This window comes from Anoxybacillus tengchongensis (assembly GCF_014201585.1).
Taxonomy (GTDB): domain Bacteria; phylum Bacillota; class Bacilli; order Bacillales; family Anoxybacillaceae; genus Anoxybacillus; species Anoxybacillus tengchongensis.
This window is the reverse complement of record NZ_JACHES010000003.1, coordinates 29,908-51,929: the sequence shown is the minus strand read 5'-3', so window position 1 is coordinate 51,929 and position 22,022 is coordinate 29,908. Positions and strand designations below refer to the sequence as shown.

The window sequence follows — 22,022 nt, the reverse complement described above, 5'->3', positions numbered from 1 at the left end:
CCATTTAAATAAGTAGCTGGGCAAGTTGTTGGGAAGCATCTTTTTCTAATCGATGGTACATTTGTATAAAGAGTTCCAACCCTTCTTTTGCATATTGGCGCATCGGGTCTTCTTGTCCGTAATAGCGCAACCCAATTCCTTCTTTTAATAACTCCATCGCTTCCAAATGTTTTGTCCAGTGAAAATCAATAAGTGAAAGTAAAGCACGTTTCAGTGCCCATTGGTGTTCTTCAGTGTATTCTAATGCATGAACACGCTCTTTCCATGAGGAGATTGCTTGTTGGACGATCGCTTCCACTTCTTTTTGATCGACAACACTAGTCAAATCAATATGTTCGTTTGTCACCGTTTGAACGGTTTTCACTAGCCGAGCCATATCCCATTCTTCTGGAATGACGTCTTCTGGACATGTATAACGAATTTCTCTTTCAAGAAATGACGGCACCATATGAGCGACAATTGGAATCACATCGTTAGCTTCAAGAATGCGATTGCGGAGCGTATAAACGGTACGACGCTGTTCGTTTAGTACGTCATCCAGTTTTAAGTTGTATTCTCGTACCGAGAAATTGCTGCCTTCACAAATACGCTGTACACGGTTGACGAATTCATGCACCTCTTTGTCTAATACTTCACCTTCTTCATTTACTTGTAGTGATTTTTTCATTTTTTCTAGCTCATCTTTAGCAAAACGACGAAACATGTCATCTTCAAGCGAAATGAAAAATTGCGAGCACCCCGGGTCTCCTTGACGGCCAGCCCGTCCTTTTAATTGGTTGTCGATGCGACGGCTTTCATGACGTTCTGTACCGAGAACATATAAACCGCCAAGTTCTGCTACGCCTTCTCCAAGCATAATGTCTGTTCCACGTCCTGCCATATTTGTCGCGATTGTAATTTGTCCTTTTTGACCAGCGCGTGAAATCAACTCCACTTCTTGCTCGACACTTTTGGCGTTTAACAATTGAAACGACAATCCTTCTTCTGCTAAATATTTCGCCACTTTTTCTGACTGTAAAATAGATGTTGTTCCAATGAGCATCGGTTGTCCTGTCTCATGCACGCGCTTTGCTTCTTTTGCGACTGCTTTATATTTCGCATCGATTGTCGCGAAGACGCGGTCTGGCAAGTCTTGACGGATGACAGGGCGGTTTGTTGGAATTTGGACGACATCCATTCCATACAACGTTTGAAACTCTTTTTCTTCTGTTTTCGCCGTCCCTGTCATCCCGGATAAAATTGGATAAAGACGGAAATAGTTTTGAATCGTAATCGATGCTTGGATTTTATTTTCTTCTGTTAACTCTAATCCTTCTTTCGCCTCAATGGCTTGATGAAGACCATTGCTTAAACTGCGTCCTTCCATCGAGCGACCAGTGAACATATCAATAAGCAACACTTTTCCGTCTTTCACGATATAATCGACATCGCGTGTAAACATGACGTATGCGCGCAACGCTTGAATGACGTAATGATACAACACTTGGTGTTCAAGGTCATATAAGTTGTCGATGCCGAACCCTTTTTCAATTTTTTCAATACCTTGTTCGGTTAAGTTGACAGTTTTTGTTTCTTCATCGTATTCGTAATCTTCATCGCGAACGAAATGTTTTACGATACGGGCGCATAAATAGCTTAACTCCGAACTGACACCTGTTTTTCCTGCGATAATGAGAGGGGTTTTTGCTTCGTCAATTAATACGCTATCGACTTCATCGATAATCGCGTAATGAAATGGACGTTGGACACGATCAGCGCTGCTGTACACCATATGATCGCGCAAATAGTCGAAACCAAATTCGTTACCGACACCGTACGTAATATCGGCATTGTATGCTGCTTTTTTCTCCTCTAGTGTCATTTGTGGCAAATTTAAGCCAACGGTCAGCCCTAAAAACTCGTGAATTTTTCCGATTAAATCACGGTCACGGCGAGCTAAATAGTCGTTGACGGTAATGACGTGCACGCCTTTTCCTTCAAGCGCGCGCAAATAGCTTGGGGCGGAAGCGACGAGCGTCTTTCCTTCACCTGTCGCCATTTCTGCAATATTCCCTTCCGCAAGCACAAGACCGCCGATGAGCTGAACGTCAAAATGGCGCATGCCAAGCACACGTTTCGATGCTTCTCTGACAGTCGCAAACGCTTCGACCTGTATATCGAGTACCGATTCACCTTGCGCTAGTCGCTGTTTAAATTCGTTTGTTTTGGCGCGTAATTCTTCATCTGTCAACGATTCAAATGTCGGTTCAAGCTCATTGATACGCGCGACGATTTTATTGTAGTTTTTCAGTTTGCGTTCATCACTGTTTACTAGTTTTTTTATGTAAGACAACATGGGGAACCTTCTCCTTCGCTGTAAATCAAATCGTTTCAACGTACAGTATACCATTGTTCCCAAAATGTTTCACGACCCGGAAAATATTTCTTTACTTTTTGTTTGTTGGGTGATATTGTAAGTTTATTAGAAAAAATTATCAAAATATGAAACTTTTTTGTCTTTTTTTCGTTATAGTAGGTGTATTTGCCTTTTATGGCGAATACATATGTTACATTCTTTTGAAGGAGGCTTTTTATGAAAAAATGGAAGAAAACCGCATTATCGATTAGTTTAGCCTCATCGCTTATCGTGCCGGCAGTTGCGCAAGCATCGACGGAACCGCCGATTGCGCAGTGGAAAAAACAAATGACGAAAACATCAGCGCCACTCGCTTACAAAAAGTTTGAAGATGCGCAAAACCAAGTGAGTACGGATACATTGATCGTAAAGTACAACGAGGCCATTCCAGCTGCTGTGCATCGCAGTTTAGGAGCGACAGTAAAACAGTCGTTTCCGCAATTAAAATATGATGTTGTGACGGTGCAAAAAGGGAAAAGTTTACAAGACGTAATGAGAAACTATGCAAAATTAAAAGCCGTAAAAAGCGTGACACCAAGTTTTACATACAAACGGCTCGGTTCTGCTGATCCAAAATCAGACCATATGTATTTATTATCGCTTTTAAATATGGATAAGGCGTTAAAACTTGCTGGACAACATAGCGTCACGGTTGCGGTCATCGACACAGGGATGGATACGAAGCATCCAGAGTTTAAAGGACGTGTTCTCCCTGCTTACAATGCGATAAACCCAGCTGGTGCGCCTGTAAAAGATGTACACGGGACGCACGTTGCTGGCATTATCGGAGCAAATGCAAACAACGGCATTGGTGCACACGGTGTTAATCCAAATGTTAAAATTTTACCCATTGACGTATTCGGTGGCGGTTGGGGGGCAAGCGACTATACGATTGCCCAAGGGATTTTATATGCGATTGAAAAAGGCGCAAAAGTCATTAATATGAGCCTCGGTGGCTATTTTAGCTCGCCAATTTTAGAAGAAGCTGTTCAAAAAGCAATTGATGCAGGGATTACGGTCGTTGCTGCAGCAGGAAATGAAGCGACGGACATGTACTCCATTCCAGCTTCCTATGAAGGAGTCATTAGCGTGGGGGCAACGGATAGTAAAAATAAACTTGCTGAGTTTTCAAACTACGGTCCGTCCGTTGACCTCGTTGCACCGGGGGTTGATGTATACAGCCCTATTTATGACTATACAAAAGGATCTTCATTTGCTGAGTTAAGTGGAACGTCGATGGCATCGCCAGTTGTCGCAGGCGTCGCTTCGCTTCTTTTATCGAAGTACCCGAATTTAAAGCCGTATCAAGTTGAATGGATTTTAGAGCGCACCGCAACAGATTTAGGGGAAAAAGGATACGATTTAACGTACGGTAACGGTTTAGTCAATCCCGTTGCTGCGCTGCAATATAATATCAAAAACGTGCCGCAAAAAGAAAAATGGAACGATGAAACGATTTTAGCGAAAGCGTCTGTGATTGATGCGAAAGAACCGTACGTGAAAAAAGGATCGCTGACAAAACCGGAAGAAGTGCATTGGGTAAAAGTAAACGTTCAACAAGGTGAAAGTGTGCAAGCGCTACTCGAAGGAGCAGAATTATACGACTATAAGCTCGTATTCCGTTTCTATCCTGAAGGAAAAACAACGTCTGAAAAGCCGATTCAAGTGAATGACGGTCGAGCAGGCGAGATGGAAGCGAAACTATTTACGGCGAAGCAATCTGGCGTGCTTGCGATCGGCGTTACAGATGCAAATGGCAACTATAGCTTACAAGGAAAATCAACGTATACGTTAGCTGTTCAATCGTTTACGGAACTTGCCGATGATGGCATTACAAAAGAAAATCCAGCTGTTATTGAACAATTGCCGTTTGCCTTAGAAAACTTAACATTTGTGCCAGAAAAAGATGCGAAAGAAGGCGACCGCGACTATTTCTTGTTTACTGTCGCTGAGCCGACAACGGTAAAGTTTGAATTGTCGCCTGTTCCGGGCATTGATTCGTCATTAAACGTTTATTTCGCTGAAGAACTATATCGTCCAGTTGATCCGAATGCGAAGTATAAAGAAATTCCATTCCCAATCGTGTTTGGGAACAATAACGGCGTCAGCAAAGGGGAGACGGTGACGTTTGAAGCGCAACCGGGCGTACAGTATGTGCTCGAAGCGTCAAGTGAACCACTGAGTGGATTTTATCCGATGATATTAGACTCTTTTATGTCAAGCAATCAAGTGAAAGAAGGAAACGCATCAGCCATTCCATATCAGCTGAGCGCAAAAGCCATTACATTGCCACAAGACGAAGACAACTTCCCAGCGCGCGAGCCGATGCCATCGGGCGGTGGTGCTGTTGAACAAACAGAAAAAATAAAAGAACAAATGCGTAAGCCAAACGATATCATCATCATTGGCGATGACGGAAGCTGGAGCTATTTTGAAAAAGAACAAATCCAGCAAATTAAAGAAAATGCTCGCCCTTACAACATCGGTGATCGGACGGAAGCATTTATCCAGTTTAGTGGTGACCAAGACTTTTATCGCTTCACTGTTCCGCACACCGCTATATATCAGTTTTCATTTGCGACACCGGACGATATGACGCCGTCAGCGATGTTGTTTGAGTACGATGAGAAAAAAGACGATCTTGTGTCAGTCAACACGTTTTACCCATTCGATTGGATGACAGGGAAAAAACAAACAGACTGGACGTTAATTCTTGAAGAAGGAAAAACGTATTACATGTCGGTGCAAAACGACAATTATCAATCGGTAGCTGATCCGTATGTGATTACATCGAAAAAGATGATCGATGCACCGAAAGATGTGAATGAGAAAAATAATGAACCGATTCAAGCGACAGTTGTGAATGTCAATGAATCGAAAACAGGAAATTTCGTGCTTCCGAACGATGTTGATTACTACTACTATAAACATCGTCAAGCGAACGAACTGTTGACGATTTTTGCAAATCCGAGCAAACCGAACGCATCGCTGCCAAAACCGTTGCTTGGCACACTAATTCCAATCGTATCTGTTGTTGAAGATACGAACGGCAATATGGCGATCGATGAAGACGAATACAACAAAGCTGTCATGTTTTTCCCGAATGGCTGGAGCCCTTTATATGAGGTAAACGGTTCGTTCCAAGCGAAGAAAAATGTCGGATACTTCTTCGTCGTCAACCCGCTTATGTGGAATGGGCTATCGCTTCAGTCGTATAAATTTGGCATTCAATCGCTCAATAAAAAAGACGAAGATGCGTCATCTGTTGTGAAAAACAATGTGCCATCAAAACCGCTTTCTTTCAATAAAAAAGGAAATGTGTATGAAGCACGTGGCTACATGAATGTCGTTGACTACGGCGATAAAGATTATTACAAATTTGTCGTTGAAAAAGACGGCACATTTACATGCAAGCTCGATGTACCGGGCACGATGGATGGGGTCATGTCCATTTACGACGCGAAAGGTCGCCTCGTTCAAACGTACGACCATTACGGCGATGGCGATGCAGAAATCGGCATGCTTTCTTTGAAAAAAGGAACGTACTATGTCGTCGTTGAAGAATCGCTTGCCCGGCCAAATGCCAACCCATACACGCTCTCTATAACGAAGAAATAAATATAAATACAAAGGCTGCCTATGCATACAGGCAGCCTTCCTTATTTTTCTTTTCCATCGCCGCGTGTGACGTGTTAACATAAATGTAGATTAATAGATAACGAGGTGATTGACGTGCAGCGCATGCGCTTCATTTGGCTTTCATTCATTTTTTTATTCTTTTTTCACGCGCCTGCCCACGCCCATGTCGTTGATTTAACGAAAAAAGCGCAGGCGCAAGCGTACGAAGATTATTATCCGCTGATCGCTCGCTATAAAGGAGCGAGTGGAGTAACGTTTGAAAGTTATAGCGTATATTGGAATACAGCGAAGCTTGCTCAGCTTGAACAAGAACTATTAAAAAATAAACATGGTGCGGAGCTTTCTTTATTAGGAAGCGTAAAAATTTTTCCAGATTATCCCGCAGGACAAAACGTGCTCGGACAATATTTTGTCCAATATCAACTGAGCCCGAAGCTCGCACTTCTTCCGAATCGGTACATTCATTTATACGGTGGCAACGAATGGACGACGGTGGAACAAATGGCAACGACGCTCGCACATGAGTACGGACATCATTTTACGTACTATTATATGATTAACAAAGAACAACGTCGCCCGAACGAATGGTTACAATCGTCATATGCTTCTGCGCGCGAGCTTTTTCGCTATCCGGCTATCCATGTGGACGGAAGTGGAGCGTACGAATGGTATATGCCTGAAATACTAGCAGAAGACTACGTGCAATTATTCGGCTCACCGAATGCTTTAAAAGGACATATGCAAATGAACGTTCATCTTCCGACACCGTTTGAGCTTCCAGCGCTACAAACGTATTGGAAAAATCAGCTCGGCGCTTTGTATGAGCCGATGCCACCGCTTTCATTACTGCTGACAAACTATACGGTAAAAAATAACGTATATGCGCTCAAGCTTTACACATATGCCGATGCCACCGCGTACGTCAACGCGCAAGATGGAAACGGACGCTATGCCTCTGTTTATATCGGAAGTGTGCCAAAAGGAGTAAAAGAAACGACATATGATGGTGCAACGTTAAACAATGAAGTGTCGTGGTTGTTTCGTTCAACGATTGTTGATACGGCACTATTTCGTGTCGTTCAGCCGACAACAAAAGGATTCAATCGCGGTTCGGCAACGCTACGTGTATCGTACGGAGCGATCGATTCGCTTCTTTCCACCCCGCCGCTTTTTCCTGACATTGCAGGGGGAGAACTACAAGAAGCAGCCACATTATTATATGAACGAGGGATTATCTCAGGATTTCCAGACGGAACGTTTCGTCCAAATGAACGGTTGCTTCGCCGACATGCTGCGCTTATGCTTATTCGTGAGTTAAGGCTGACGCTGCCTGAAGGATATGTCGTCAAAGCAACAGATATCAAACCGACCGATCCGTGGTATAAAGAAATGGCAATTGCCGAAGCATACGGATTGCTTACAGGATATAACGGAAAGCTATATCCGAACGATTATATCACTCGTGCCCAAATGGCAACGATTTTAACGCGTGTATATGCGGATGTATATGAACGCCCGACGGTAAATCAATCGTTTTTTGATGTTTCTCCTTCTCACTGGGCGTATGAACCGATTAACACGCTATTTTATAATCGAATAACGATCAACAATCCATATCGTCCAAACGACGTTGTGACACGCGGGCAGTTTGTGCTCTTTTTAAAGCGAACGATCGATAAAAAATAGCGAGAAAGGCTTGTCCTTTCTCGCTATTTTGCGTTAATTGCACGATAGAAAAATACCGCAAATTGTGCACGTGTCACTGTCTCTTTCGGTCGAAACGTTCCGTCTTCATAGCCGCTTGCAATGCCAGCTGCGACAAGTTTTTCAATCGCATCATATGCCGCATCTGTTTCTTTGACATCGGTAAATGCTACATCTGCTCCACGCTTTAACTTCCATGCTTCCGCAAACCACATCGCTAATTGTTCGCGCGTTAACGGTTCATCGGGTTGAAACTGCTTATTGTTTTTATCGACAATATTTTCTTTCACAAGGGCGTTCACCGCACCGACAGCCCAATGATCGCTCGGTACGTCAGAAAACGTTTCTTTTCGATTGTTCATGTTGAAGTTAAAGTACGTTGCGATCAGTCCGGCCGCTTCTGCACGCGTCATCACTTCATCAGGCTTAAAGTAGCTTTTCGCATATCCAAGCACCATTTCTTTTTTACCTAACGCCTCAATTTCTTTACTTGCCCAAAAATCGTTTCCGACATCTTGAAACTGCCCAGCAGCTTGCACGTATGCAAGCACGCGTCTTGCTCCTATGTATCGCTTTTTATAGTAAGAGTCGTCTAATGAAGTGATCGTAATGCCTTTAGATGAGCTCGCGTGAATAAATTGATTATCTCCAATATAAACACCTGCATGCGACGGCCCTTTTTTATACGTCTCAAAAAAGACGAGATCACCGATTCGTAAATCTTCTTTCTTTACTGCGCTTCCTTGTTTATATTGTTCCGTTGTCGTACGCGCTAACGTCACACCAAGTCCGCTCATTATATGGCGCGTAAATCCAGAACAATCAAACCCCTTTTCCGAACTTCCGCCGAACTGATACGGTACACCGATATATTTTTTCGCCAGTGGAATGAGCCGATCGTAACTTTCGTTTGCATAAGCGAAAGAAGGGAAAAGGAGAAACAAAAACAATGTTGCAACAAACCGCCTCACACGTCACACCTCACTCCGCCATTGTTCGACATTTTTACACTATTCCAAGTGTATCATAAATAGGGGAATGATAACTTTACAGTTATGTAACAAAACTTTTTGTCAAAAAGTTACGTAGGAAGGTATTGAAAAAAGTCGAACATTCGGTAAAATGGTGAATAGGTGGAAGACTACATGTGAAACAGTTTTGTTATTCCAACAAAGAAAAGTCATTCAAAAAATGGTTGACTTTAATCATGGAAAAAATTATAATGTAGTTTGTAGTCGTTCACTTGCTAAGTTTAAGAGTTTCATAGAGAGAACATACATAATCTCTTAAATTTAGCTGAGCTAAATAGAAACAGAAACAAAAGGAGGAAATATGTCGATGGCTTACCAACCAAAGTCTTATCGCAAATTTTTAGCTGGTACAGTCTCTGCGGCAGTTGTTGCTTCAGCGATCGCACCAGTAGCAAGCGCGTCTTTCACAGACGTAGCAGGAAGTGTACATGCAGATGACATCGCTACATTAGTCGCAAAAGGATACATCAAAGGATATGCAGACGGCACATTCAAACCAAACAAAACGTTAACGCGCGGTGAAGCGGCAATCATCTTTTCACGTATTTTAAAAGATGCAGGCTTCAAAGCTCCTGAGCAAGGTGCAAGCTTCCCTGACGTTCCAGCAAGCAAAGCTGAATTAGCAGAAGCGGTTGCGATCGTGAAAGCTGCTGGCGTCATGGGTGGAGACGAAAAAGGCAACTTCAACCCGAACGCAAACATCACTCGCGAGCAAATGGCGAAAGTCGTTGTTGAAGCGTTCAAATTAACAAAACCAGCAAACCACACAACAAAAATTACGGACCTTGACAAAGCTGGCTCATGGGCGCGTGAATACATCCAAACATTAGAAGCAAACGGTGTAACGAAAAACACTGAGTTCATGCCAAAACAAAACGTCACACGCGGTCAATTCGCTTCATTCGTCGTACGTGCGATGGATGTGAAAAAAGAAGCTTCCGCAGCTGACATTACAGCGGTGAAACTTGTTGACGAAAAAACATTAGAAGTAACATTCAACGGCGAATTGAAAGAAGTGAAAAAAGAAGACTTCGCAATCCAAGGCGTCGAAATCGACTCTGTATCGATTAAAGCAACTGCAGCAGCTGAAGCAAAAACAACAGTTGTTGTGATCAAAACAAAAACAGCGTTACAAGAAGGCAAATCTTACAACGTATCTTACAAAGGTCAAACAACTGACAAAGCAAAAGTAGATGTGCCAGTTGTAACGCCGAAAGTTGAAAGTGTAAGTGCGATTAACGCTAAACAAATCGAAGTTAAATTCAACACAAAAATGGATAAAGATTCTGTTACAGACGTAACTAAATACGCAATTAAACGTGCGGGCGTAGCTTCTGTAGCTTTAACTAATAATAGTTCTGCAACTGACGCAACTGCTTCGTTGAGTGAAGACGGCAAAACTTTAACTATCACTTTAAATAATGCTTTAACTTCTCCGACATGGTCTATTGCTGAAGGAGATAGTTTTAACTTTGAAATTGGAAAACTAAAAGCAGCTAATGGAAAAGAAATTGAGGCACAATCTGTATCTATTAAATATTCTGATAAAGTAGCTCCAAATCTTGTGAGTGCTACTGCTAAAGCAGCCACTACTACTAGAACTGTGACATTAAAATTCTCTGAGCCAGTTGATTTTGCAACAACAGGTGTGTTCAAAGTTAATGGTCAAGTTGCAACACCATCTGCAGGTTCAGATGTACGTGAAGTAGTTCTTACAACTTCTCAAAGTCTAACTGCAGGTCAAAAATATACTGTGGAAGTAACAAACTTAAAAGACTTAGCAGGAAACTTAATTACACCAAACCCTGTGTCCCTTGATTTCACTGTTACACAGGATAACACAGCAGATGGAATTGACAGCGTCACAGTTCAAGGCGATAACCAAGTAAAAGTAGTATTCAAAGAGCCTATGGACTCTTCTACGGTAACTGCAGCCGGAAATATTAAACTTGTTGATGCTAACGGTAATGCAATTACAAACGTATCTGTTGCACCAGTTGCTAATAGCAATAACAAAGAATATACAATTACTGTAGGTCAAGGTACTAACTTATACGCTAATGCTGATACAAATACAGTCAATGTTATCTTTACTAATGCAATTAAAGATGCGTCTGGCAACGCTATTACACCAGAAACTCGCACGGTTACATTTACTAAAGATAAAGTAGCACCTAAAGTATCTAAGGTACAATTGATTGCACCTGGAGATACTTATGATGGCGTAGCATATGCTAATGGTGCATTACTATTAACATTTGATGAAAAAGTCCTTCGTCCAGCCGACGGTGGTACGCCTGGTAACTTTACGAAATCAAAAATTCAAGTTATTGACCAAGACGGTACTGTTATTACAGACGCCCTATTCAGTGCAGGAGCGACTATTTCTGGCACAGTGCTTGATTCAAAAGATAATGCTAAGCTTGTAATTCCATTTACAGCAGCACCTGCTTCTACTGTAAAAACTGCTACAGTTCGTTTAGTAGCATCTGCAGTTACTGATGCATCACTTGGCGCAAATGGTAACGCGGCAGCTACAGTTACAGGAGTAGATTTCACAACAAGTGTCGCTGATACACAAAAACCTGTGATTTCAGCTGCATCGGTTGCTGGCGGATCAGGAAATACTATCACATTTACAATTACAGAAGCAAATCTTGATAAATCTACTGTACTTGATATCAACAACTATCGTCTAGATGGAGCTCCGCTTCCAGATGGCTCATATGTGACAATTAACTCTGTTGGTTCTACTCACACTGTAACTGTTCATTTGCCAGCAGGTTCGATTAGCAAAACTCGTACAAACTATGCATTTACTATTAGCGGAATCAAAGACAAAGCAGGTAATACTGCGGATGTAGTAGCAGTAAATAACGTTAGCCTAACAGACGACGTTCAACCTGTATTAACTGCTGGTAGACTTAATAATGATGGTACTATTACTCTAACTTACTCTGAGGCTGTAACTGGTGTAGCTCCTAGTGACTTGGTTGTAACATTAAATGGAAAAACTGTTGCATCAACTGCGTTAACAGTTAATAACATTACAGAAGGTTCTGATAACGGTGGTAGTCTAGTAAAAATCGCAGTTGGTTTTGATGACGGTGGAGATGGAGCAAGTACTGGTAACGAGAAAATCTTTATTGATGTTGCTGGTGGTACTGCTGGCCAATATGATGCAGGTACTGATATCTTGTTGGCTACTGGAACATACGCTAATGCGGCTGCGTACAATAATGGCTATATCCTAGCAAGCGACGTAGTAACATTGAAAGTATCAACTGCTGCTACTGGTACATTAACTGGTCAAGATGCGGCAGGAAACAAACTTGCTAACGGAAAATCTGTTACTATTAAGTAATTTTGCAAATAAGAAAGGTATAATATTAAGCTTTGAAGTTTGTCGAAAAGCTCTGCGGGGAGAAATCTCTGCGGGGCTTTTCTTTTTGCCCAAATCTGTATCAAGCCTGATTTCAAATATATATTATGGTTTTGAACCTACAGTCATAAAGCCTCAATTCCTCGAAAGGAATTGAGGCTATTTCTATTTTAGGAGGGAAAAGGATGAGCAAGTATCAAACCAACAACCACCAGCAGCTAGAATTGCTAGAAAGAGAGGTGCCTGCCAAGCAGCCAGCGAAGCGCATCAACATTGTCAGCCTGAAGCTCGTTCGTGAGTCGAGTGTGCTGTACAAGGAGCGGCAAATCAAATCGCCGGAGGATGCATACAAGCTGCTGAAGCCGTTTCTTGTGGAAGCCGACCGTGAGAAGTTTGTCGTTGTCTGCCTTGACACGAAAAACCAGCCGACTGCCATCAACGTTTGCCATGTGGGAAGCCTGAACGCTAGCATCGTGCATCCGAGGGAGGTGATGAAGGCTGCCATTCTCTCCAACTCGGCTTCTATCATCGTAGCCCATAATCATCCCAGCGGTCATTGCGAGCCGTCGAGGGAAGACATTGAGGTAACGAAACGTCTAGTCGAGGCTGGAAGAATCGTTGGCATCGATGTGCTAGACCATTTGATTGTTTGCCCTGAACGATATTTGTCGCTGAAAGAAAAAGGATATATTTGAGAGGAGACGAGAAGATGTTGCACATGGATTGGTTTGTAAGGACAATGAAAAGAACGTTCAACGTGGCAGTCAACATTGACGAGGTAAGCTATGAAGCGTATGAATTCTATCACGAAGAGCTGGACAACTATCTTGTGCCTGAAGAGCATCTGGAAAAGCTGCCGAATCCGTTGCTTCTTGAGACACTAAGGTATGTTGACGAAAAGCGAAATGAATGGATAGCGGGATTTGTAAGAGATGAGGAAACGGGGGAGAAATTGTACGAGGTTTGGATAAAGAATGGGGAGCCAATCGCTTACGAACTATACGTCTAAGGAAGAAAGGAGAATGAAGGAAATATGGCAAAATACCATCGCATCATCATTGACGGGGTGCCGTACTACCGGGAATACAGCTACGGACTGGACGGCTACGGAGAGATGCTTAGTGAGGACGAGCTCGTTCAGCTGCTGCTGGAGGAGGTGGTGGACGAGGAGATTGAGATTAGCGAAAGGGAAATCGAAGCCGCTCTGCGCCGGATTGAAGACCGTGACGACCGCAACTTGCTGCAGAGCTATATCCGCTACCTGGAGCGAATCAGCCGGGAATGAGACCGATTCACGACATTTCTTTCGGCAATCTCACGACAAAACTAAATGGATTTCAACCATGCATGGTAGATTCGATGAGCGACAAAGAATCTCTATGATTCCAGTATCAAAAAACTCCCGACATTATTATATAACTGTCGTGAGCAGGAAGGAGAGAGCGAACCGTGAAACCACATTACTGGTAGAAGGCTATTGATGTATAACCACGTACATCAATAGCCTTTTTGCATTGTAGGAGGTGAATGGAGCTTGGATATAGAGAAGTTTGAACGATGGCTTTTTGCGGAGGGAAAAGCCCCCAAAACCATCGAGTCGTATGTGAACGATGTGAAAGGGTTCCAATCATACCTGCAGGAGAAGCTGAAGGACATGCCAGTCCTTTCCCGCTTCTCTTTCGTGAAATACAAGGAGCATCTGATGAAGGAAGGCTATGCCGTTTCAACCATCAATAAGAAGATTAATAGCCTAAAGGTCTACAACGATTTTCTAAGAACCGAAGGAATCGTCAACGAGTCGTTCATCCAACTGAAGCGAGACCGAATCAAAATAGCCGACGGAAGCGAGGAGACGGTCGATGCGCTCACGGAGGAACAGGTGGAAAAGCTGCTCTTCTATGTGGAGGACAGGCGAAAAGTCACGCTGAGAAACAAGCTCATCGTCTATTTGCTGCTATATACGGGAGTCAGGGTGAGCGAGCTGGTAGGAATCCAAATTGCCGACATCGACTTCCTCACCAGCAGCCTGAAAGTGACCGGAAAGGGCGGAAAGAGGCGAGAAATCGGGCTCAGACAAGACGTCCTATATTTGATAAGGCAATACATGAAGGAAGAGCGTTCCGGGTCTGTTTTCAGCGATAGCCCCTATCTTCTGCTGAGCCAGAGGGCAGGAAAAATGCATCGGGATGCGGTGAGAGACTGGCTCGCCAAAATATCGAAAGAGCTGGGCTTCAAACTGCATCCTCACCTATTCCGTCACACCTTCTGCACGAGATTGCTGAAAAAGGGAGTAGACCTGACAACGGTCAGTAAGCTTGCAGGTCATTCCACCGTAAACATGACAGCCAAGTTTTACATTCAAACTACGAGGCAAGAGAAAATGGATGCCGTACAGCTACTATAGGAGCGAACAGAAAGGGGAGGAGCACATGAAGAATTGGATTGTAGTAGTTGAAATACTAAAAATTGTCCTTGAGGAATTGAGTAGAAAGAAGAAGTACTAAGTCTTTTTCAAAAACCAACATCTAGGTAACTTTCGTTACCTTTTTTTTACAGATGTTCTGCAGCCGTATCTTCAGGGAAAACGTTTACAACAAAAAGTTCATAATTTGTTCACAATTTTATAATTTTACTATGAAATCTTAACTTTCCGTCTGGAAGGCTAAGTTTCTAATGGAAAATGAATGAATAATCTAATTCAATAGAGGAGTAATGCTTCCTGTCTGAAATCTCTCTTTTTTATGAATAAATTTTGAATAAATATTCACGGGACGGATTGGGAAACGTTGATTTTTAGCGGGTTCCCCTTAGTGGTCGAATGAATTATTATTGCATTTTGTGAATGTGTGTGAGATACTTCTCCTGCAAATAGAAATCAACACTTTGAAGGAGAGGAACAAAATGAAAAGAAGACGGAAAAAGATTTCAGCGATGAAGCCTCCTACTGGAAGGTTCATACAAGCAGAGGTTTCCTCCATCTGTGAAAGTGAAGGCTTGAATTTCTTTGACGATAGGATATCGGTCAAGTTTCGCATAGAAAACTACGCAGACGTCGAACATGAGTTTCCGGTGTATTCAAGTGATGATATAGACTTTGCAAAACTCGTAGATTGTACGCTGGGAAGAAGCGAACAGGAAACTACTATTCGGTTGCAAGACCTAGTGGGGTTGAAGTGCGGAATCAAAGTAGAGTACGTGCTTCGTAATGGTCGACTGATTTTGGATGTAGTGGATATTTGCTCTTTGGACGAATTGGCGGAAAAGCAAGTAGTCCTACTAGCAAAATAGCACTCAATGACATTCTGTTGTGGGGGAGGTATTTCTCCTTTCCCCCTTACTATCTACGAAGAGAAGGAGCTATTCACATGAATCCAAACACACCCACAATCAAATCACTTGTCATCGAAACTAGCCGCCTGCAAGAGGGGGAATCCTATCAGATACAAAACTTTGTCCTGAACAGTAAAGGTCTGTTTCTGAACAATGTGAACAAGGAAACGGGAGAAGTGTCCGCATTCAAGATAAGCGAGCCGATGTTTGTGAAAGAAACGGTGCAAAACCTAGATACGAAAGACGTGTATGTGAAGCTGTGCTACCGCTACAAAGAAAAATTTCACGAGATTGAAATCGGCATGGGGCAGCTCATTCCAAGCGAACTCCTCAAGCTATCGGGAAAGGGGCTGGACGTATCCCATGAAAACCATAAGCTTGTCGCTACATTCTTGCGAGAACAACAGAAGCTGGCGCCTCACCGGGAAGTGTATCGGGAGGTGGGATGGCATGAGGAGGAAGGCGGTCATCTGGTGTTCCGCCATCATCATGTGCTCGCAAAAGAAGCAAAACTGAACGTCATTCATGATATCAAAGGCGGATTTTTCAATCTGGAGCCTAACGGCTCGCTGGATGCATGGAAACGGATGATTGAGGAAGAAGTCAAGGGCAATACGCCGCTCGAAATGATAGTATGCGCTGGCTTTTCCTCCGTTCTCGTTGGGTATCTCTCGAGATTTTACGATGAGGTCGACACGCTGCTCATCCATCTGGCAGGCGACAGCACCAAAGGAAAAACAACGGCTGCGCTGCTGGCGGTGTCCATCATGGGAATGCCGTCCAACAAGAAGAAAGGACTGCAAAAAACATGGAACGGCACCAGCAACGCCATCATCAATATGATGAGCGGAAACTACGGCATCCCTATTGTGTTAGACGAGCTCTCCATGAGCCATGCAAAATCATTGACCAGTGAACTGTATGTCCTGACGGCTGGGCAAGAAAAGTCACGGCTTAACGACGAAATGAAGCTGCGCAAGCAGGGTACATGGGCAACCACCATCCTTTCAACGGGAGAGCAGTCCGTCTTTGAGCGGACAAATCAAAACACCGGCTTGACCGTTCGGACTTTTGACTTCTCGAACATTACTTGGACAAGCTCTGCCGCGAATGCCGATGCCATACGAAAAGTCATTCAGAATAACTATGGTCATGCGGGGATAGCGTTCATTCAATATTTGTTTGATTCGGGACTCCACATCATCGAGGAGACATGGGAAAAATGGCAGGCTGTGTGCCTGGAAGCCTTGCCGGATTCCCCGTTCCGAACACGGATTGCCAAGAAGTACGCCATCCTCCTTGCGGCAGGGGAAATTGCTAATCAATCGCTGAGCCTATCGCTAGACCTAGAAAGCATCCTTTCGTTCCTAGTAGAGGAGGAGAAGGAGCGGATGATAGCGAGGGACATCGGGGCAAAAGCGTTCCAGCACGTCACGCAGCTATTCATCCAGCATCAAGCCAACTTCCGCAGAGAAGGCAGCATCGTCAGTCCTGCTAACTGTTGGGGGAAAATGTTCATTCACCGTGACTATGTGGAAGTCGCCTTTCTCAAGCACATTCTCGAACAGGAACTGCGGAAAGGTGGATTTGATGACCCGAAAGTGGTGATTCGGAGCTGGAAAGAGAAAGACTGGTTGGTGACAGAAGGAGATAGACCAACGAAACGAACGAAGATATTCGAGAATTCCGAGCAAGAAGAGCGAAAGAAAGCGCTTGGGACTGCCAATGTGCCGAAAAAACTTCAAGATACAACCTATAACATCAAACTTCCGTTAGAAACGCTCAAGGGACTCATCACCGAGCAGCCGCATCCGCTCGAAATGGATGAAGTGGCGAGAAGCTGGTACGGATTTTGAGTAGACGAGGCAAAGGGCAGACCTTTGCCTTTCTTATATACAAAATACGTGTCAAAAAGGAGAGGATAGAAAATGAGACAAATGGAAACGACAAGCCTATTGTTGAACCAAGCGATTCCTGTATTTGAAGAATGGCTTTCGATGCGGGGGATGAGTAGCGAAACGATGAGAGGCTACCTCGTCGACATCAACCAGTTCAACCGCTGGATGACGTCAAAGTCCAACAGCCCCGTATTGGTGGATGCCATCACCGTACGGCACGTAGAGGAGTTTGTCAGCTATCTGACCAATGAAAGAGGCTGCAAGCCGAGAACCGTGAACCGCAAAATCAACGCTCTATCAACCTTTTTCCAATGCATGAAGAAAAAGCGGATACTGTCCGAAAATCCTCTTGAAGACTTCGAGCGTGTCAAAGTGCCGGATTCGGAACGCATCTATCTCAGCCGGGAAGAGGTGGAAGCCATCATTCAGGCGATTGACCATCCGGTCTTGCACTATTTTGCGATGACGATGGCGTACACAGGACTCCGAGTCAATGAGTGCATCAATCTCACTTTACATGACGTCAACCTAGAAGACGGATATATCCAAGTCATTAACGGAAAGGGTGGGAAGAACCGAACCGTGCCGATAAGCGACAAGCTGAAATCGAAATTGCAGGAATACTTGAAGTTTCATCGACCAGAAACGAACTCACTCTTCTTCTTCGCTCTCAAAAAGACTGGAACCGTCAGCGACCAATACGTCAACCGCATTCTGAAAGAGGCGTGCAAGAAGGCGGGAATCACGAAGCACGTCACCAGCCATATTCTGCGCCACTCCTTTGCCAGCTATCTGGTCAAAAAGGATACGCATGTGGCGGTCATTCAGCGCTTGCTGGGACATGCCAGCGTCAAAACCACGTCTGTCTATTTGCACGTTCATCCAAATGACCTCAAAGAAGCCGTCAACCAAATTGATTTCTAAGGAGGAATGGACAGATGACAGCGATTGACCCATCTGTATATGATGACCCGAAAATCAGCCAGACCCTTGCCATGTTGGCAGAAGGAAAGACAAAAGAGGAGATAGTGAAACATTTCGGTAACAAGAGCTGGGCTACCATCGACATGTATTTCAGACGGAAAGGGTTCCGCTGGAACGGCAAAACGTTTGAGCCGAGAGAAGAAGGAGGGACGGATGCAGTGGAGGAAGCCCGTTTCGTCCAGACAAAGGCGGCGCAGATAGTCAGGCAGTTGTCACAAAAGTATGCGGATATCAGGCAGGTAGCCATCAAGAATGGATTTCCCTCCATTGAAGAGATGGGGGACTACATGAAGTCGCAAGGGTATGTGTGGAACAGCGACATCAACAACTACGAGTACGATGAAAACATGGCGCAAAAACAGCGATTGCAGCCAAAAAAAACTCAAGGGAAAGCATCCGGGAAGGTAGAAGGGCTGCCGGACGAGTATCGGGACTTGTTAGCGTATTTGCTGGACAGGAAGGAACGATTGTACGAGCTACTAGAGCCGCAGAACAGCGGCACGCTCCCACGCTACAAGTTCAAAGGAGCAAAAGCCAACAAGACGCTGGGGCTTCCGACCTCCTTGCAGACCCTGCTGAATGATTTCAGCAAGGAGTTCAACGTCACGCAGAGGGACATCATCGAGGTTGCTTTGGCGGAGTTTTTCAGAAAGTACGGATACGAAGAGCAATTGAATAGCGTACTGCAAGTCTAGCGGGGAATGGGAAAATCATCCCCGCTTTTTTTGTTGTCCGCTCCTTGAGTTCCCGACCAACCCGTCGTCCCGATGAAAAAATGATGCATTTGAAAGATTGATAGAAAAGTAGGTAACTTGTGAGGAGATAGGGTGTTAACCGTATTAGGATGTTCGGTGGTCTATTTTTTGTTGGTTCTTGTCCTATTTTCTGGAGTTTGTGACGAGTTTCTACATATTATATAGTCTTTTATTTTACAAAGTTGTTTTTCTTCTCTTTTTTTCTATCGGGTTTTACGGGGTTTTCGGGATTTGGATTGTTTGTCTCCATTTTTTCATTTTGAAGGTTCCGGTCTCTTTCGGTTTTGTCGGGACTTTTCTTTTTTTCCTATTCCAGCTTTCACTCATCTTTTCCTAAGCTCTTCCACAAACTACTCTTTTTTCACTCGTTTTTTACTAAGCTACCAACTGAAGAAATCGCCCAATCCCTTGTGCCCGTTGGGGTTGAGGTGCATTCAAAAAAGCCAAAATTTCAGGTTAGGTTTGTGCGATTAATGCTAAAACTTTAAAAGTAACTTTCAACAAAGCTGTTGATGACACTAAAGCTAAGTTTGAAGTGAAAAAAGGTTCTGTTACTGTAAACGTAGCAAAAACTACTTTCTCTGCGGATAAAAAATCTGTTGAACTTGAACTTGCTAGCAAATTATTTGAAGGCGAGTACACTGTTAACGTAACTGGTCTTGCTGATCAAGCTCTTACAGGTTCTGTTAAAGTTGAAAATGAGAAAGTAGCTAAAATCGAACTCCTTGGTGAAGTTGCTCCAGTAGTTGTTGCACAAGATGGTACTAAGAAGACAGCAACAGTTGCTTACCGTGTGTTTAACCAATATGGAGAAGATATTACAAAATCTCCACTTGCTGCCTCTATTAGTTGGACAGCATCTAACGGTGTTACTGCTCAAGATGATGATAAAGGTATTTTAACTTTAACAAACACATCTGATTTCAAAACAGGAGATAAAGTTGCTATAACAGGTATTAATGTTTCAACAAATACGGTAGTTTCAGGTGTTGTAACTATTAGCGATGCTTCAGCTGCAGATACAGTTGAATTCGTTGGTATTTATAACAAAGACGGAAAAGAATTTTCTGGTGACTTAGCTGTTGGTGACTTCGTGTTGTTATTAAATGCGAAAGACCAGTATGGTAATGCTGTTAATGCATCAAAAGTAAATAACGATGTTGTGTTCACTTCTTCAAATCCGTCAGTTTTAACAATTGATAAAGCATACGATGGTCAAGGTAAGGATAAGGATAAGGATAAAGTTGGTTTGAAATTTACTGCTGGTCCGAATTATGCAAATGGTGGAAAAGTCATTATTACAGCCATTTCTAAAACAAGTGGTAAAGTAGCCCAGTTTGAAGTAAACGTGAAAGCCGCTCCAGCACTTGATACTTTCACTTTAGGTACACCAACTGAAATCGTAGCTGTTGGAGAAACTGTGAAACTTCCGTTTACGGCCGTTGACCAATATGGAAATACAGTTACAAAACACGAAGCATTGGATGGTAAAGTTACCTTCAATACTAATAAAGCCAAACTTGTAAAAGATGCGTCTGGGAATGCTGTCCTTGAGTACACTGCACCTGATACAAAAGGATTGCAAGTGTTAGTGGCTACAGTTGTCGGAAGTGGGAAAGTTTCTCAATTAACTATCGATGTCAAAGAAGCTGCATATGCAGCAACTATTGAGTCTCTTAAAAATGTCACAACTACCGTAGCCAAAGATGGTAAAGTAGAAATTAGTCTTTCTAACCTTGTTGTTAAAGACCAATACGGTCGTACTTTTGATTTGAAAGACAAGTTAACAAATACAGCAAATGAAGCTAACCTCGGAAAATATAAAATTGTTGTAACTGACTCTGAAAACGGTGCTGTAAAAGTTGCAGAGGCTGGAACTGAGGCTGTGATTACTGCCAACGATGGTAAGATTACTATTACGGGGTTAGAAAAAGGTTCAGAAGAAGTAACGTTCAAGTTACAACGTGTTGAAAAGAATGCGAACAATACTTACGAATTTAAGGATGTAGCAACAAGCCCATTAAAAGTAACATTTAACACTATTGAAAAGTCTGAATTTACTTCATTCGAAATTGGCGAAATTGGAAAATTATATGCTGATGGCGATGCAAGCACTCACGCAAAAGCCCTTAAAGTATACGGCGTAAAGGCAGACGGTACGAAAGTTGAGTTACCTTCAAATTATTATAATGTAATTGTTGATTCTAATGTTCTTGCATTCACAGATGGTAAACTTGATGTTAAATTAACAAACGGTGACAACAAATTCGGTACAAAAGATGAAATTACAACGAAAGTAACTGTTATCGTAGAAGGTGAAGAAGCTCCTGTAACACTTACAAAAGATATTGTCGTTTCTAAAGTAGAACCAAAAGCGGATAAAATTGAATTCACTGACGCTGTAAAGAATGGCACAGCTTCGATTGCTGTAACTGAGTTAGAAGATAACGATGACGCTGCTGTTTTGAGTCTAGTTCTAAAAGTTACTGATCAGTACGGTGTTGAAATCGAGAATCCATCACCAATTATTACTGTTACAAATATAAAAGAGAAAACTGTAGATACAAATCCTGATCAGCGATTCAAAGTTGTTAACAATGGAAGTGATACAGTTGATATCCAAAATGTAGAGGCAGGAGATACATTTGCTGTAACTTACTTGTTAGATGGTAAAACAGCAACTGTTAAGTTTACTGTTACTGAATAATTTAAAAGCTACTGCTCTGAGAAATGCCGAAAAGCTCTGCGGAGAGAAATCTTTGCGGGGCTTTTCTTTTTGGGTAGGGTGCCTGTCACCCGTCGAAGTTTGTCGAAGATTGATATAGGTAGGGTGCCTGTCACCCGTCGAAAATGTGTTGTTTTTTGTGTAAAATTATGTGTATAATATAGATAATAATGCATATA

Annotated in this window: 14 protein-coding genes; 12 read left to right on the top strand and 2 right to left on the bottom strand. The window is 43.0% G+C overall.

Going from position 1 to position 22,022, the window contains the following annotated elements:
• Positions 1–4: 4 nt before the first annotated feature.
• A complete protein-coding gene (secA2, locus tag HNQ82_RS04150; RefSeq protein ID WP_183247414.1) occupies positions 5–2,335 on the bottom strand; it encodes an accessory Sec system translocase SecA2 in 2,331 nt (776 codons plus the stop codon).
• A gap of 237 nt (positions 2,336–2,572) precedes the next feature.
• Between secA2 and HNQ82_RS04145 the strand changes: the two genes are divergently transcribed.
• Positions 2,573–6,013, top strand: coding sequence for a S8 family peptidase (locus tag HNQ82_RS04145; RefSeq protein ID WP_183247412.1), 3,441 nt, complete (start codon positions 2,573–2,575; stop codon positions 6,011–6,013).
• Between the two features lie 114 nt (positions 6,014–6,127).
• Positions 6,128–7,720 (top strand): S-layer homology domain-containing protein, encoded by a 1,593-nt coding sequence (locus tag HNQ82_RS04140; protein WP_425486236.1) that lies wholly within the window; start codon positions 6,128–6,130, stop codon positions 7,718–7,720.
• Positions 7,721–7,743: 23 nt separating this feature from the next.
• On the opposite strand, the gene HNQ82_RS04135 is transcribed toward HNQ82_RS04140, so the two are convergent.
• Positions 7,744–8,709 carry an S-layer homology domain-containing protein gene (locus HNQ82_RS04135; protein ID WP_183247410.1) on the bottom strand — a complete coding sequence of 322 codons (966 nt, stop codon included), beginning with the start codon at positions 8,707–8,709 and terminating at the stop codon, positions 7,744–7,746.
• Positions 8,710–9,076: 367 nt separating this feature from the next.
• On the opposite strand from HNQ82_RS04135, the gene HNQ82_RS04130 reads away from it, so the two are divergent.
• From HNQ82_RS04130 to HNQ82_RS04085, 10 genes are all read left to right on the top strand, one after another.
• A complete protein-coding gene (locus HNQ82_RS04130; protein WP_183247407.1) occupies positions 9,077–12,133 on the top strand; it encodes an S-layer homology domain-containing protein in 3,057 nt (1,018 codons plus the stop codon).
• Positions 12,134–12,336: 203 nt separating this feature from the next.
• Positions 12,337–12,846, top strand: coding sequence for a JAB domain-containing protein (locus HNQ82_RS04125; protein ID WP_183247405.1), 510 nt, complete (start codon positions 12,337–12,339; stop codon positions 12,844–12,846).
• Between the two features lie 14 nt (positions 12,847–12,860).
• Positions 12,861–13,160 carry a hypothetical protein gene (locus HNQ82_RS04120; RefSeq protein ID WP_183247403.1) on the top strand — a complete coding sequence of 100 codons (300 nt, stop codon included), beginning with the start codon at positions 12,861–12,863 and terminating at the stop codon, positions 13,158–13,160.
• A 24-nt stretch (positions 13,161–13,184) separates the two neighbouring features.
• Positions 13,185–13,436, top strand: coding sequence for a hypothetical protein (locus HNQ82_RS04115; protein ID WP_183247401.1), 252 nt, complete (start codon positions 13,185–13,187; stop codon positions 13,434–13,436).
• A gap of 249 nt (positions 13,437–13,685) precedes the next feature.
• Positions 13,686–14,555: a tyrosine-type recombinase/integrase gene (locus HNQ82_RS04110; protein WP_183247399.1), complete on the top strand. Its 870-nt coding sequence runs from the start codon at positions 13,686–13,688 to the stop codon at positions 14,553–14,555.
• A gap of 497 nt (positions 14,556–15,052) precedes the next feature.
• On the top strand, positions 15,053–15,439 hold the full coding sequence (locus tag HNQ82_RS04105) for a hypothetical protein (protein WP_183247397.1): 387 nt from the start codon (positions 15,053–15,055) through the stop codon (positions 15,437–15,439).
• Positions 15,440–15,516: 77 nt separating this feature from the next.
• Positions 15,517–17,337, top strand: a complete 1,821-nt coding sequence (locus HNQ82_RS04100) for a DUF927 domain-containing protein (RefSeq protein WP_183247395.1) — start codon at positions 15,517–15,519, stop codon at positions 17,335–17,337.
• A gap of 72 nt (positions 17,338–17,409) precedes the next feature.
• Entirely contained in the window at positions 17,410–18,303 is an 894-nt protein-coding gene (locus HNQ82_RS04095; RefSeq protein WP_183247393.1) for a tyrosine-type recombinase/integrase, read from the top strand.
• Positions 18,304–18,317: 14 nt separating this feature from the next.
• Complete coding sequence (locus HNQ82_RS04090) at positions 18,318–19,058, top strand: hypothetical protein (RefSeq protein ID WP_183247391.1); 741 nt, start codon at positions 18,318–18,320, stop codon at positions 19,056–19,058.
• Positions 19,059–19,653: 595 nt separating this feature from the next.
• Positions 19,654–21,825: a hypothetical protein gene (locus HNQ82_RS04085; protein ID WP_183247389.1), complete on the top strand. Its 2,172-nt coding sequence runs from the start codon at positions 19,654–19,656 to the stop codon at positions 21,823–21,825.
• The last annotated feature ends 197 nt before the right edge of the window (positions 21,826–22,022 follow it).

Coding starts and splice junctions, on each gene's coding strand:
- secA2 (WP_183247414.1), bottom strand. CDS start 2,335: ATGTTGTCTTACATAAAAAAACTAGTAAACAGTGATGAACGCAAACTG.
- HNQ82_RS04145 (WP_183247412.1), top strand. CDS start 2,573: ATGAAAAAATGGAAGAAAACCGCATTATCGATTAGTTTAGCCTCATCG.
- HNQ82_RS04130 (WP_183247407.1), top strand. CDS start 9,077: ATGGCTTACCAACCAAAGTCTTATCGCAAATTTTTAGCTGGTACAGTC.
- HNQ82_RS04125 (WP_183247405.1), top strand. CDS start 12,337: ATGAGCAAGTATCAAACCAACAACCACCAGCAGCTAGAATTGCTAGAA.
- HNQ82_RS04120 (WP_183247403.1), top strand. CDS start 12,861: ATGTTGCACATGGATTGGTTTGTAAGGACAATGAAAAGAACGTTCAAC.
- HNQ82_RS04115 (WP_183247401.1), top strand. CDS start 13,185: ATGGCAAAATACCATCGCATCATCATTGACGGGGTGCCGTACTACCGG.
- HNQ82_RS04105 (WP_183247397.1), top strand. CDS start 15,053: ATGAAAAGAAGACGGAAAAAGATTTCAGCGATGAAGCCTCCTACTGGA.
- HNQ82_RS04100 (WP_183247395.1), top strand. CDS start 15,517: ATGAATCCAAACACACCCACAATCAAATCACTTGTCATCGAAACTAGC.
- HNQ82_RS04095 (WP_183247393.1), top strand. CDS start 17,410: ATGAGACAAATGGAAACGACAAGCCTATTGTTGAACCAAGCGATTCCT.
- HNQ82_RS04090 (WP_183247391.1), top strand. CDS start 18,318: ATGACAGCGATTGACCCATCTGTATATGATGACCCGAAAATCAGCCAG.